The sequence below is a fragment of the Caulobacter sp. 17J65-9 genome, from assembly GCF_010975005.1.
Classification (GTDB): Bacteria; Pseudomonadota; Alphaproteobacteria; order Caulobacterales; family Caulobacteraceae; genus 17J80-11.
Window position 1 is genome coordinate 1 of record NZ_JAAIVC010000109.1, and the last position, 13,191, is coordinate 13,191.

The 13,191-nt window shown below is 71.2% G+C and carries 13 protein-coding genes; 8 read left to right on the plus strand and 5 right to left on the minus strand.

The window, feature by feature from the left end; genetic code table 11:
* Positions 1-1,052: cell wall hydrolase (locus G3573_RS14835; RefSeq protein ID WP_240454730.1), on the minus strand; the 1,052-nt coding region annotated here is incomplete at its 3' end.
* 396 nt (positions 1,053-1,448) lie between these two features.
* The gene (locus G3573_RS14840; protein WP_163262018.1) at positions 1,449-3,203 is read right to left on the minus strand and encodes a glucan ABC transporter ATP-binding protein/ permease; all 1,755 of its coding nucleotides are present in this window, start codon (positions 3,201-3,203) and stop codon (positions 1,449-1,451) included.
* 156 nt (positions 3,204-3,359) lie between these two features.
* Between G3573_RS14840 and G3573_RS14845 the strand changes: the two genes are divergently transcribed.
* The 6 genes from G3573_RS14845 to uvrB all read left to right on the plus strand — a co-directional run bounded on the left by G3573_RS14845 (position 3,360) and on the right by uvrB (position 9,284).
* Positions 3,360-3,563: a hypothetical protein gene (locus tag G3573_RS14845; RefSeq protein ID WP_163262019.1), complete on the plus strand. Its 204-nt coding sequence runs from the start codon at positions 3,360-3,362 to the stop codon at positions 3,561-3,563.
* Between the two features lie 87 nt (positions 3,564-3,650).
* Positions 3,651-4,115 (plus strand): hypothetical protein, encoded by a 465-nt coding sequence (locus tag G3573_RS14850; protein ID WP_163262020.1) that lies wholly within the window; start codon positions 3,651-3,653, stop codon positions 4,113-4,115.
* A 123-nt stretch (positions 4,116-4,238) separates the two neighbouring features.
* Positions 4,239-5,756, plus strand: coding sequence for a hypothetical protein (locus tag G3573_RS14855; RefSeq protein WP_163262021.1), 1,518 nt, complete (start codon positions 4,239-4,241; stop codon positions 5,754-5,756).
* A gap of 23 nt (positions 5,757-5,779) precedes the next feature.
* Positions 5,780-6,670 (plus strand): hypothetical protein, encoded by an 891-nt coding sequence (locus G3573_RS14860; RefSeq protein WP_163262022.1) that lies wholly within the window; start codon positions 5,780-5,782, stop codon positions 6,668-6,670.
* Positions 6,671-6,762: 92 nt separating this feature from the next.
* Positions 6,763-6,975 (plus strand): hypothetical protein, encoded by a 213-nt coding sequence (locus tag G3573_RS14865; protein WP_163262023.1) that lies wholly within the window; start codon positions 6,763-6,765, stop codon positions 6,973-6,975.
* 53 nt (positions 6,976-7,028) lie between these two features.
* On the plus strand, positions 7,029-9,284 hold the full coding sequence (gene uvrB, locus G3573_RS14870; protein ID WP_163262024.1) for an excinuclease ABC subunit UvrB: 2,256 nt from the start codon (positions 7,029-7,031) through the stop codon (positions 9,282-9,284).
* A gap of 26 nt (positions 9,285-9,310) precedes the next feature.
* Here the strand turns inward: uvrB and G3573_RS14875 are convergent, their stop codons facing one another.
* Complete coding sequence (locus tag G3573_RS14875) at positions 9,311-9,676, minus strand: hypothetical protein (protein WP_163262025.1); 366 nt, start codon at positions 9,674-9,676, stop codon at positions 9,311-9,313.
* A gap of 134 nt (positions 9,677-9,810) precedes the next feature.
* Between G3573_RS14875 and G3573_RS14880 the strand changes: the two genes are divergently transcribed.
* A complete protein-coding gene (locus G3573_RS14880; protein ID WP_163262026.1) occupies positions 9,811-11,076 on the plus strand; it encodes a tetratricopeptide repeat protein in 1,266 nt (421 codons plus the stop codon).
* On the opposite strand, the gene G3573_RS14885 is transcribed toward G3573_RS14880, so the two are convergent.
* Positions 11,069-11,653, minus strand: coding sequence for a DUF4126 domain-containing protein (locus G3573_RS14885; RefSeq protein WP_163262027.1), 585 nt, complete (start codon positions 11,651-11,653; stop codon positions 11,069-11,071). The two genes, G3573_RS14880 and G3573_RS14885, sit on opposite strands and share 8 nt — an antisense overlap.
* Positions 11,654-11,733: 80 nt before the next feature.
* Positions 11,734-12,414: a hypothetical protein gene (locus G3573_RS14890; RefSeq protein ID WP_163262028.1), complete on the minus strand. Its 681-nt coding sequence runs from the start codon at positions 12,412-12,414 to the stop codon at positions 11,734-11,736.
* A 245-nt stretch (positions 12,415-12,659) separates the two neighbouring features.
* Between G3573_RS14890 and G3573_RS14895 the strand changes: the two genes are divergently transcribed.
* Complete coding sequence (locus G3573_RS14895) at positions 12,660-12,938, plus strand: acylphosphatase (protein ID WP_163262029.1); 279 nt, start codon at positions 12,660-12,662, stop codon at positions 12,936-12,938.
* Positions 12,939-13,191: the final 253 nt, after the last annotated feature.

The window sequence follows — 13,191 nt, forward strand, 5'->3', positions numbered from 1 at the left end:
GCCGGGGCCGGCGCGCCGTCCACCGGGGCGGGCTCCGAGGCGCTCGCCCGCGGCAAGGCGGCGATGGTCGCGGCGCGCTCCGCCGGGGTCACCGTCGGCTCGCCGCCCGGCAGGCCCGCGAACAGCACCTTGTAGGTCTGGCCCTCGGCCCCGGCTTCGGCCGGGCCGGGGAAGCCGGCGTAGACCGGCTTGAACTCTTCGGTCGACGGCTTGGCCTGGTAGCGGAAGGCGCCGGTGCCGCCGGCCTTGCCGCCGAAGCGGTAGAACACGTGGCTGCCGACCTGGGCGACCTTCAGCAGGTTCGGGGCCCAGTTCGGGGTGACCGCGGTGGTGTGGAAGTGGGTGGCGGTGCCGACCTCGCCCATCACCTGGCCGCCCAGAGCGCGGGCGGCGACCTTCTCGGCGCGGGTCCACACCGCGGACTGCACGCCGCCGCGCATGGAGCCGTCGCAGGCGAAGCTGAACTGGCAGCCGGTCTTGTGAGCCGCGCCCTGGAACACCACGCCGCAAACAGTTTTCGGGAAGGCCGGGTGGCGCACGCGGTTCAGCACCACCTGGGCGACCGCGCGCATGCCGGCCGCGCCCTCGCCGCGCGCCTCGTAATAGACCGCCTGGGTCAGGCACTCGAGATCGCGGGAATCGTCCAGCGCGCCGACCATGTGGAACGGCCGGGCCGCGGGGCTGGTGATCAGGCTGGCCTTGCGCAGGCCGGCGCGGATGGTGTCGGCCCGGCGGCTGCGCTCGAGGCGGGCGGCGAACTGGGCGGCCTGGCGGTCGCGGTGCGCGCCGCCGGCGATTTCGTAGGGATCGTGACGGCGGGCGATGGAGACGGCGCTCTCGTCCAGACCGACGGCGGCGTCGATCACCGCAGGCGCGGCGTAGCCGGACTCCGCGGCGTCGGCCAGGCGCTCGGCCCGGGCGTGCACGGCGGTCGACTTGGCGAGGGCTCCACCCAGGTACGCGCAGCCCATGGCCAGTCCCACCAGGGAACCGAACGCGGCGGCGCCGACCAGGGCGCGTGCGGGCGCACGCGTCTGCGTCTTCGTCGTCAAGGCTGTAGTCCCTCTATGGCGAGGCCCGTCCCGGCCCCCGTCCGCACGCCGCATCCGACTGTCTCAGAGCCGGACCGCGACTGTGCCCCGGTCAAAAATCACGCCACTCGGTGACCGGGGTTTGTACGCCTATAGCCGACGCAATGTGGCGCCATTGTGGTCGATTCGCAACCTCGACCGCCCGACCGCCAGAAACCCTTGAAAGCCCAGTGAGTTTTTCCCCAGGGGGACCGAGGATATCCACAGTGACGCGAACACTATTGTGGACGGTACAGCTCAAGTAATCGATCTACAGACCTTGGTGTTAATGACGCGCGATTACAGAACTTCTGACGCCTAGCCCCGCACCGCTCGAACGGACCGAAACGGGACTTTCCCGGGCGATTCGAACAGGCCTCAGGCGGCCTCGGCCAAGCCTTCCCCGTCGCGCTCCAGCAGGCCCGCCTCCTCGGCCATCCGGGCGAACCGGCCGTCGTTCTGGCACAGCTCGGCGAAGGTCCCGCGCTCGACGATCCGGCCCTTGTCCATGACCAGGATCAGGTCGGCGTCGACCACGGTGGACAGCCGGTGGGCGATGACGAAGGTGGTGCGCCCGCGCCGCGCGGCGTCCAGAGCCGCCTTCACGCGGGCCTCGGTGACGGTGTCCAGCGCGCTGGTCGCCTCGTCGAGGATCAGCACCGGCGCGTCCTTCAGGATGGCGCGGGCGATGGCCAGGCGCTGGCGCTCGCCGCCGGACAGCAGCTGGCCGCGCTCGCCGATCTTGTAGTCCAGCCCGCCCTCCTTCTGCTGGACGAAGTCCCAGGCCTGGGCGGCGCGCAAGGCGGCCTCCAGTTCGGCCTCCGTGGCTTCGGCTTTCGCGAGGCGCAGGTTGTCGGCGATCGAGCGGTTGAACAGGCCGGCGTCCTGGAACACCACGGCGGTCGACTTGCGCAGCGACTCCAAGGTGACCTTGCGGATGTCGACGCCGTCCAGGGTGATGCGGCCCTGGTCCGGGTCGCGCAGGCGCTGCAGCAGGGCCATCAGGGTGGTCTTGCCGGCCCCCGAGGCGCCGACCAGGGCCACGGTGCGGCCGGCCTCGACGGTCACGTCGACATCGAACACGCCCAGGTCGGAGTCGGCGGTCACCCGGTGGCTGACGCCTTCGAAGGCGACCGCGCCGTCGACGCGGTCCAGCGGCCGGGCGTCCGGATCGTCCTGCGAGCCGGCCCGGTCGTCGACCAGGTCGAAGAAGGTGTCCAGGGTCGGCACGCCCATCACCATGCGGGCGATCGAGCCGGACAGCACGTCCAGCTTGGAGATCAGCATGCCGGCGAAGCCGCCGAAGCTGACGATCTCGCCGACCGTGGTCTTGCCGGCGGCGGCCAGGGCGGCGCCGACGATGAACACGCAGACCATGGCGACGGTCGAGGCGGAGCGGGTCAGCACGACCAGCAGGCCCCACCAGTTCAGCACCGGGAACTGGGCCTTCAGCAGGGCGGCGCCCAGCGCCTCCAGCTTGGCGGTCTCGGACTTCAGGTTGGCGTAGGCCTGCACCACCGAGACGTTGGAGACCACGTCGCCGATCCGGCCCGACACCTCCTGGTGGTGCTGGTCGACCTCGCGCTGGCCGTCCTCGGTCCTGCGCACCACCATCACGTTGACGACGACATAGACCACCGCCAGCACGGCCAGCACCGTGGCCATGGCCGGGTTCATCCAGAACGCCACCGGGATCAGCAGCACCAGGGCGAAGGCGGCCGGCAGCTGCTCGCGCATCAGGCCCAGGAACAGCCAGAACAGGCTCTCGCCGCCGGCCAGGATGACGCGCACCAGCTTGCCGGTGCCCTGTTCGGACACCCGGCTGATCGGCAGGGTGACAGCGTTGTCGAAGGCGGCGGTCATGGCCGCCAGGCGCCGGCGGTGGGCCAGCCGGTCGGCCAGCACCGAGACCGTCACGCCCGCGCCGATGCCGACCGCGCCCAGCGCCGCCCACAGGCCGATCACCGGCCAGGTCGCGTGCGTGCCCTTGGACAGGGAGTCGACCACGCGGCCGAACAGGATCGGGTCGAGCAGGGCCAGCGCCCCCAGCAACAGGTTGGCGCCGACGATCAGGACGGCGCGGCCCTTCTCGGGACCCAGGTGCGACAGGGCGCGGGCGTAGACCTTCAGCAAAGGGCGCTCCTCGGCGGCTCGCGTGACACGGAGCCGGCAATATCGAGCACGGTTCGCCGAACAGGGATGAGGCGCGCCGTCCCACCCCCTGCGTCCGGATGGCGCAACCGGCCCCGGCCGCGCCCGTTCTCCCCCGCGGACAAGAGGAGACGAGCCATGCGCGGTCTTATGCTGATCGCCCTCGCCGCCGCCGGCCTCGGCCTGGCCGCCTGCGGCACCACCACCGAGCAGAAGGCCGCCACCGGCGCGATCGCCGGGGCCGTGGTCGGCGGCCCCGTCGGGGCCGCGGTCGGCGGCGCCGCCGGGGCGGCGACCCAGGAGGTCACCGACGAGGCCAAGAAGGACAAGCCGAAAGGTTGACCGGCCGAACGCGGGTCCACCAAGCGTTGCAGTTCGACGCGAGGCCGGGCAGAGTGCGCGCCTGCAACTTTCGCGGAGCGCTCCACCATGTCTCGTCGTCTCGTCGCCGGCCTGTCCGCCGCTCTGGCGCTCGCCGCCGCCTCGAGCGGCCAGGCCCAGGACAAGCTCTCGATGGACCGGGTCTACCAGTACAAGTCCGGCCACGCCGAGATCCTCGAGCCGCTGGACGGCAAGGCCTACTGGTCCATCCTGGCCGAGTGCTCGGGCTTCGACAGCTCCTACGCGCTGTATCTGAAGATGTACGGCGGCGGCGACGTGAAGGCGGCCGAGGATAACGGGGTCAGGTTCCTGGAGTCCTCGATCACCCGCCTGATGAAGGACCGCAAGATCAGCTTCGACGCCGCCCGCGCCATAGCCTCGCAGCGCGCCGGCCAGGCCCGCGCCAGCACCGACAAGATGCGCCAGTCCGGCACCGGCCCGAACTCGCAGTGGAACATGATGCGCAGCCTCTGCGGCGACTTCGGCGACCAGTACAAGCGCTCGGGGCTGTAAGCGCCTGAGCTTCCTTCTCCCCTTTGCGGGAGAAGGGATCGCCTGGCCGCTCTCTGCTCCAAGAGCATACGCTTGCGGTCGCGCCGGGCGTGCGGCTTTATGGCCGCTCAACCGGGGGCTTTCATGTCTGCTCGTCGTCTCGCCGCGGTCTGCGCGGCCGTCCTGGCGCTCGCCGCAGGCTCCGCCTCGGCCACGCCCACGCCGCAGCCGGCCCCGGAGCTGTCGCTCGACGAGCAGCTGCAGCAGATCTTCGAGCACCTGAAGGCCGACCGCTGCGAGGCCGCCCTGCCGCTGATGCGCCAGGTCTTCACGCGTCGCGAATTCCTGCAGAAGCCGGTCGCCGCCCAGGGCGTCACCTACGAGATGGCCGGCCTGTGCGAGATGCGGGAAGGCCGGATCGAGGCGGCCGACGAGCTGCTGGCCAAGGCCGACAAGGTCGCCGGCCTGCACGACTTCGGCCTGCAGGCCCGGGTGCTGACCGGCCTCTACGGCGGCCACGTCGACCAGGCGGTGGCGGCGCTGGAGCGCCTGCAGGCCCCCGACGCGTTGAAGGCGTTCAAGCTGGAGCTGTTCCAGGACCTGAAGCAGACCCTGGCGGCCCGCGAGAAGGCGGACCTGCGCCAGCGGATGCTCGCGGCCCTCGACCGGCTGGATTTCGCGCCCGACGAGCCGTTCGAAACCTTCGACGCGGCCTGGGCCGAATACGCCCGCATGATCGTCGACCAGAACCCGGCCGGCGCCGCCAGGGCCGCGGCCCGGATCTCGGACCCGGGCCCGCTGCTGGAGCTGCGCCTGGACAAGCGTTTCGCCGCCCTGGTCGACGCCGAGCCCGCCCGCTTCGACCTGCGCGCCGCCGCCGAGCGCAAGCTGGCCGCCGATCGCGCCGCCATGGCCGCCAATCCGAAGCTGCTGGCCGGCCCGCACACGGTGGCGAGCGACCTGCGCGTGCTGGGCCGGGCCGACGAGGCGCTGGCCGTGCTCGACGCCGCCCTCGCCCGCACCGAACCGAACGCCTGGACCGACGCCGGCGACCAGCTCCGCTGGGCGCGCAACGAGCGGGCCTACGCCCTGCTCGCCCTGGGGCGGTTCGACGAAGCGGTGGCCGCCCTGCGCCAGGGCGCGGATCTCGACGAGCACGGCACGCTGAACGTCAGCCAGGTCATCAACCTGGCGGAAGTGCAGCTGCAGGTCGGCCGCCCCGAGGCGGCGCTGGAGACGCTGGCGGTGTTCGAGGCGCCCGAGCGGCGCGCCAGCGCCTACGGCGTGATGTGGGTCAAGAGCGGCCAAGCCTGCGCCTACGCCGCCCTCGGCCGCAAGGCCGAGCTGCGCATGACCCTGACCTGGCTGGCCGCGCACGCCGACGACAACCCCGCCGCCCACACGCGCGCCCTCCTCTGCGCCGGCGACGTGGACGGCGCGGCCGCCAGCTACAAGCGCCGCCTCGCCGATCCGGAACAGCGGGCCGACGCTTTGGCGGCGCTCAGCCAGTTCGATCCGCCCCCCGTCACGGCCCCGGGCGTGAAGGCGGCGGCCGAGCGCCTGGCCCAGGTGCGCGCCCGCCCCGACGTGCAGGCGGCGATCGCCAAGGCCGGCCGGGTCGAGCGCGTGCCGCTGGTCTCGGTCTACTGGGGCGACATCTGAGCGCCGCGCTGGAGGACACGCCCATGCCCCGCCCGCTGACGCGCGCCGCCGTCGCCCTCCTGGTCACCTCGATCGCGGTCCCGGCCGCCGCCGCGCCCCAGTCCGGTGGCGGGGTCCCGCCGCTGACCTTCAGCGACGCGGAGCGGCAGAACCCCGAGCGCCTGGCCGAACGGGTCCTCGGCCAGTTCGCCGACCAGTTCGTCGAGGTTTCGCGGCCGAGCGGCGGCGCGTTCACGGGCGAGCTGCTCACGAACCTGACGTTCTTCAGTCGGCCGCGTTCGGCCGGGAACCCCGGCATGTGCGAGGCCACCGTGCTGGGGGTCTCCTTCGAGAGCGCCGATCCGCGCACCGGCTGGCCGAACACCAACGCCGAAAAGCGGCGCCATCCGATGTGGGCCGACGAGGTCTACGTCACCACACGGTTCAAGTTCGTCGGGCCGATCGATCCGCTGCCGGACATCTGGAACGACGCCTACGAGGCGAAGCTCGAGAAGACCTGCGCCGGCCTGAAGACGGCGCAGGACTGCATCCACGCGCCGGACGGCGGGGTCGCCATATCGGCCGCGCGCAACTTCATGACCGCGCAAGCCGCCCTGGCGGCCGCGCCGGGCCCGGGCTTCGCTGTCAGCTGCCAGGACCGGCTCTGGGGCAGTCCGGCGGATCGGCCGCCGCCATGCGACGCCGCGCAGGTGATCGGCGCCCTGCAGCTCTCACAACTGCACTCGGTCGACGAACGGGAGGCCGCCGAACAGGACGGCGCCCTGTTCGTGCAGAAGCTGCGGTTCGTGACCGGCGAGGACGCGAACGAAAGCGACATCACCGAGATCCGGATCCTCTACACGCGCAAGCCGTCGGGCGACGACCCGGTGCTGCGCTCCGTCGCCGCGACGCGCTACACGATTATCGAGGACTGACCCGCCCCCACCCGCCACAACCGCCGCGCGCCTCTCGACAGGGTTCGCCGGGCTCGGGCAGAAAGCGGCCGGGGTTGGGGGAGCGTCGTCCGGTGTCGCGTCTGTTCGTAGTGTCCGCCGCGGCCGCGGCGCTGTGCGCCTGGAGCGCGGCCGCCATGCCGTCGGGAGCGCCTCAGCGTCGCCCCGCCCGGCCCTGGCAGATCAGCACGCGCGACGTCATGCTCGCCCCCTACGCCCTGGCCTGGGGCCGCAACGCCCGGTTCCGCCGGCGCGAGGAGGACGGCGAACAGGCCCCGGCGGCCTGAGAACGAGGGTCGCCCCCTAGCCTCGGGGCACGCGCGCGCCTACCTTGGCGTTCATGCCTCGTTCTCCTTCGTCCGGCGTCTCCGACGTCTCCGCGCAGTTCATCCACGACGTCGCGCCCGGCGTCGCCTCGGTGTGGACGCCGCACCGGCCGGCGCGCCCGTCGAAGTCGGAGGGCGGCAAGCGCTTCAAGCTGCACAGCCCGTTCGAGCCGGCCGGCGACCAGCCGACCGCCATCGCCGACCTGGTCGAGGGCGTGCAGGGCGGCGAGGGCGACCAGGTGCTGCTGGGCGTCACCGGCTCCGGCAAGACCTTCACCATGGCCAAGATCATCGAGGAGACCCAGCGCCCCGCCCTGATCCTGGCCCCGAACAAGACCCTGGCCGCCCAGCTCTACAGCGAGTTCAAGAGCTTCTTCCCGGAGAACGCGGTCGAGTATTTCGTCAGCTACTACGACTACTACCAGCCCGAGGCCTACGTGCCGCGGACCGACACCTACATCGAGAAGGACAGCTCGCTGAACGAGCAGATCGACCGGATGCGCCACTCGGCCACCCGGGCGGTGCTGGAGCGCGACGACGTCATCGTGGTCGCCTCGGTCAGCTGCATCTACGGCATCGGCTCGGTCGAGACCTACACGGCCATGACCTTCGAGCTGAAGGTCGGCGACGCGGTCGACGAGGCCAAGCTGCGCGCCGACCTGGTGGCCCTGCAGTACAAGCGCAACGACGCCGCCTTCGAGCGCGGGACCTTCCGCAAGCGCGGCGACACCTTCGAGATCTTCCCGGCCCACTACGAGGACCGCGCCTGGCGGGTCAGCCTGTTCGGCGACGAGATCGAATCCATCCAGGAGTTCGACCCGCTGACCGGCCGCAAGACCGCCGAGCTGCCGGCGGTGAAGGTCTACGCCGCCAGCCACTACGTGACGCCCCGCCCGACGCTGAAACAGGCGATCGACGGCATCAAGATCGAGCTGAAGGAACGGCTCGACTGGCTGACCGAGAACGGCAAGCTCCTCGAAGCCCAGCGCCTCGAGCAGCGCACCCGCTTCGACCTCGAAATGATGGAGGCGACCGGCTCCTGCGCCGGCATCGAGAACTATTCGCGCTGGCTGACGGGGCGCAAACCGGGCGAGCCGCCGCCGACCTTCTTCGAGTACCTGCCCGAAGACGCCCTGCTGTTCACCGACGAGAGCCACGTCACCGTGCCCCAGATCGGCGGCATGTACCGCGGCGACTACCGGCGCAAGTTCACCCTGGCCGAGTACGGCTTCCGCCTGCCCTCGTGCATCGACAACCGCCCGCTCAAGTTCGAGGAGTGGGACGCCATGCGGCCGCAGACCGTGCACGTCTCGGCCACCCCCGGCCCGTGGGAGATGGAGCGCACCGGCGGGGTGTTCGCCGAGCAGGTGATCCGCCCGACCGGCCTGATCGACCCGCCGGTCGAGGTGCGTCCGGTCAGCCAGACGCCGGACGGCAAGAGCTTCAGCCAGGTCGACGACGTCATCGACGAGGTCAAGCAGGCGGCCAAGCTGGGCTATCGCGCCCTGGTCACCGTGCTGACCAAGAAGATGGCCGAGGACCTGACCGAGTACATGCACGAGCAGGGCGTGCGCGTCCGCTACATGCACTCCGACGTCGACACGCTTGAGCGGATCGAGATCATCCGCGACCTGCGCCTGGGCGCCTTCGACGTGCTGGTCGGCATCAACCTGCTGCGCGAGGGCCTGGACATCCCCGAGTGCGGCCTGGTCGCCATCCTCGACGCCGACAAGGAAGGCTTCCTGCGCTCGGAGACGTCGCTGATCCAGACCATCGGCCGCGCCGCCCGCAACGTCGACGGCCGGGTGATCCTGTACGCCGACCGGATCACCGGCTCGATGGAACGGGCCATGGCCGAGACCAACCGCAGGCGCGAGAAGCAGAACGCCTACAACGAGGCCCACGGCATCACGCCCGAGAGCGTGAAGCGCGACATCAAGGACATCCTCGACAGCCCCTACGAGAAGGGCGACCGCGTCACCGTCGACGCCGGCCTGGCCGAAGAGGCCAAGCCGTTCATCGGCTCCAACTTCCAGGCCACCCTCAAGGACCTGGAGACGAAGATGCGCGAGGCCGCCGCCAACCTGGAGTTCGAGACCGCCGCGCGCCTGCGCGACGAGGTCAAGCGGCTCAAGACCCTGGACCTGGAGTTCGCCGCCGACGCCCTGTCCACCGGCGGCGACGGCGAGGACGCCAGCGCGACGGCCAAGCGCGTGCGCAAGGCGTACGCGGCGGAGAAGGCGGAGGAGTTCAGGAAGAAGCGGCGGTAATCAAAGGCAAAGGCGCAGGTCGGGCGTCAGGAGCCCGACGGCTCGCCCAGGTCGACCCCGGCCGCGGCCAGGATCGCGAACAGCACACCCAGCAGCGGCAGGATGACGGCCCACGCCTTCATCGGCGCGCCCCAGAAGGTGCCCGGGCTCTCGTCGACCACGACCGGGCAGTCGTTCTGGGCGTCGTAATAGACGTAGCCCGAGCCGTCCTCGATCTTGCGGGTCGCCAGATACAGGCCGCCGCCCGCCGCCAGGCCGCCAGCCAGAGGGCCGAGCCAGGCGGCGGCGTGGGGATCGATCCCCGTCTGCCGGCTCACCAGAGCCGAGACCACGGCGCCGCCGACCGCGAAGGCCGGCACCAGAATGCCCCACCGAGACCAGACCAGGATCACGCCACGCCCCCGAACGACTGCGCCGATCCCCCCGATCGGCGGGTCGGAGCGAAAGCTGCATCGCGCGCCAAGTCAACTCTTGAGCGATCAGGCCGGCCCGACCATTGTCCGTCCCTCGGGTCTGGGGAGCGTTCATGTTCGCGTCGATTGTCGCCGCCGTCGGAGCCGCGGCCTTGCTGGGCGCGCCCGTCGCCTCGCCGCCCGCGCCCCGTGAGACCGCCCCGGCCCACGCCTCGCAGACGCAGGAGCTTCGGGCGCGCTTCCAGGACGCGGCGGCCGCGGGCGAGCTGCCGGACGCGGTCGCCGTCCTCGAACGGATCGCGGCGGCCGGGCCCGGATCGGCGGACTGGCTCGATTCCATGACCGCCAACCAGATGCGGCTGGATCTCGAGGGCGAGTCCGGCCTGACGAGGCGCTACCTCGCCGCCCTCGACCGGGCGGACTACGGCGGCCGCGATCCGATGGTCTGGGACGACGACCTCTGGCTGCCCTACGCCGGCCTGACCGTGATCGACGAACCCGCGGCCGCCGCGCGGGCGCTCCGCCGGCTCGACAGTCCCTACGCCGTGACCAGAGCGCGGCTGGACCGGCGCTTCGAGGCGGTGGTCGGGGCCGATCCGGCCTGGTTCGCGGCGCGCGCGACGGCCGAGCGGTGGAAGGCCGCGCTTCTGGCCTATCCGCGGACCTCGCCGCTGTGGGCCAACGCGCAGAACGATCTCGCCGTCGCCCTGCTGATCCTCGGCGAGACGGACCAGAGCCTCGCGGTCCTGGACACGGCCCTCGATCTCGCCGGCCGGGGGGCCGTCCAGGCCGAGGACGGCGACGTCGCGTGGTTGCACGGCAGCCGCGCCCTGGTCCTACTCACCCTCGGCCGCCGCACGGAGGCGCTGGCGGCGTACCGTGAAGCCGCCCGGCTCGATAAGGGCGACGCTCCCCTGCCCTCGCAGACGGTCAGCTATGCGCGCGCGGCGATCGGCCTGGGGGCGCCGGAGGACGCGCTCGCGGCCCTGGCGCGGATCCGACCGGAGGGCCGCTACACCCGCGCCGCGGCCGCCAGCGCCAGGGCTTGCGCGCTGACCGATCTCGGACTGCGCCACGAGGCGTCCGCAGAGCTGGCCAAACTGCGCGACCTGCGCGACGTCGCTCCGACCGCCTATTCCGACGCCTTGCTCTGCGCCGAGGACTACGACGCGGCGGCGGCCGAATTCATCCGTCGGCTGGCCGATCCGGAGACGCGGGGCGAAGCGCTCATGCTGCTGAGCGACTGGCGCATGCCGCCGCACCCCACGCCGGGGCAGACGAAGCGCGCCGAACGCGAGGCGGTGCTGAAGGCGCGCGGCGACGTTCGCGCCGCCGTCGCGGCGGTCGGCCGGACCGAACAGATCGACCTGATCAACTGACGGGCCTGGTCCCGCGGGCGCGGCGCCACAGCTTCCACGCCACCCACAGCATCGCCGCCAGCAGCGGCAGCACCAGCAGCGGCAGGACGAGCGCCACCGCGGCGGTGAGGAAGCTCAGCACGTCGTCCACCAGCGAGAACAGCGGGTTGGCCAGGCCGCCGGTCGTGGCCGTGCTGGCCACGCGCGTGGCGCCCTGGGCGGCGTTGAAGGCGAAGGCGGTGGGGGCGCCGACGATGATCCCGGCCAGCGCCGCGGTGGCCGGGTCGAGGTGGGCGAACAGGGCGCCGGCAGCCACCACGCCGGCGACCGGGCGGGCTACCGTGCCGACCGCGCTCAGCGCGTGGTCCAGCACCGGGACCTTGTCGGCGGCCAGCTCCAGCACTGTCGCCAGGGCCAGCGCCACCAAGGCCGGGGTCGAGGCCAGCCAGGCGAAGCTGTCGTTGAGCGCGATCCCGAACATCTGGAAGCGGGCGACGACCGCCAGCATCAGCAGCGGCAGGAAGGTCTTCAGCCCGCAGGCGGCGGCCAGCCCCAGGCCGACCAGGGCGGGCAGGATCCAGGTGTCGACGGCTTCCATCGGCGGCCTCCACGGACACCGTCATCATCATCCGCCACTGGCGGGAGGGCCATAGAAATGCGCCGAGTGTCGCCCTGCCCCTAGCCCTTACTTTTCGCGGTGGCCTTCGGCGGCGGAGCCTCGTCGCCGACGACCGCTGCGATCGTGGCGTCCTCCAGCAGGCTATATCGCTTGAGCTCCGGGCGAAGTTTGTTCAACGCCGTCCGAAAGCTCTTCACCTTCGCAATGAAGGCATTGCTTGCAGTTTCGGCTTCTGAATTGGCCTCACGGGCCTCCGCAAGGGCCTGATCGGCTCTCGGGCGCAGATAGTCATACGAATAGTAGTTCGCGCCCTCCAGATCTCGCCGGGCGTCTGCAAAAGATTCCGCGGCGCTCGATGCCGCCAACGCCTTCCGATATTTTGCGGTGTGAAGGCGAACAAGCTCCTGAAGCCCGCCGACATACAATTTCAAGGCTTTCTTCTCGCCGTCCTTGAGGGAGGAAGTCTCGATCGGAATAGCCGCCGCGGTCAACTTCTTCAGGGTTTCCTCGTTCTGATCGAACAGCTCCGCGAACGTCATGCTGCTTTCGGTCGTTTCGAGCTCAAGCGTGGCCTTTACGGTCGCCGTAAGCTCGGAAACGGACGTCTTGATCGCGTCGCGCTCTTCCCGAGCGGCCTCGCGACGCTCCAGGTATCCGGAAACTTGTGAGTACGCCACGACCGCCAAAACAGCGGTAACGGCCGCGATAAGCGCAGTTCTTACATTGGCCGGCAGACGCACTCGCGGCCCGCCGCTCTTCTCCAACCCCCCTACCTCGCTCACAGCCCACCCCGTCTTTGTCGTGATCCCGGCAAGGACCATAGCTCTGCTGCGGCGGATCACTCCACCCTTTCGGGAAAAGTCGAGCGATACGCCCCAACCGCGCACGCCCGACGAGAGCGAACGTTTCCGCTGACCAGAAGAAGAGAGGCATCGGAAATCGCCCCGCTTGCCGGGCGCGCGGCGTTCATGGGATCGCTCTCGCCATGAGACACGCCGAACGCCTGACCGTCTCCGGCCGCGTGCAAGGGGTCGGCTATCGCGCCTGGGCCGTGGCCGTGGCGCGGAACAAGGGGCTGGAGGGCTGGGTGCGCAACCGCCGCGACGGCTCGGTGGAGTTGCTGGCTATCGGCGAGCCCGAGGCGGTCGACGCGCTGGAGACGGCCTGCCGGTCCGGGCCGCCCGGGGCGGACGTGGCGGGGGTCGAGCGCGCGCCGGCGCAGGACGACGGGACCGAGGGGTTCGGGCAGCGGCCGACGGAGTGATCCTTCTCCCCTTGAGGGAGAAGGACGGAGCCCGCGCACCGGAGCCCGGCAGGGCGAAGGTCCGCGCGGGAGGATGAGGGGTCGCACGACGACCGCCGAGCCCGCGTCCGACACCGCGTCCAATCGCAGCGAGACCCCTCATCCTCCCGCGCAGCCCTCCGCTGCGCTCCGGGGCGCGGGCTCTGTCCTTCTCCCTCAAGGGGAGGAGGAGCTAGCTTCCCTGCTCCGCCCGCGGGCGTCGGCGGTCATATGC

Coding starts and splice junctions, on each gene's coding strand:
- G3573_RS14845 (WP_163262019.1), top strand. CDS start 3,360: ATGCGCGGTCTTATGCTGATCGCCCTCGCCGCCGCCGGCCTCGGCCTG.
- G3573_RS14850 (WP_163262020.1), top strand. CDS start 3,651: ATGTCTCGTCGTCTCGTCGCCGGCCTGTCCGCCGCTCTGGCGCTCGCC.
- G3573_RS14855 (WP_163262021.1), top strand. CDS start 4,239: ATGTCTGCTCGTCGTCTCGCCGCGGTCTGCGCGGCCGTCCTGGCGCTC.
- G3573_RS14860 (WP_163262022.1), top strand. CDS start 5,780: ATGCCCCGCCCGCTGACGCGCGCCGCCGTCGCCCTCCTGGTCACCTCG.
- uvrB (WP_163262024.1), top strand. CDS start 7,029: ATGCCTCGTTCTCCTTCGTCCGGCGTCTCCGACGTCTCCGCGCAGTTC.
- G3573_RS14880 (WP_163262026.1), top strand. CDS start 9,811: ATGTTCGCGTCGATTGTCGCCGCCGTCGGAGCCGCGGCCTTGCTGGGC.
- G3573_RS14885 (WP_163262027.1), bottom strand. CDS start 11,653: ATGGAAGCCGTCGACACCTGGATCCTGCCCGCCCTGGTCGGCCTGGGG.
- G3573_RS14895 (WP_163262029.1), top strand. CDS start 12,660: ATGAGACACGCCGAACGCCTGACCGTCTCCGGCCGCGTGCAAGGGGTC.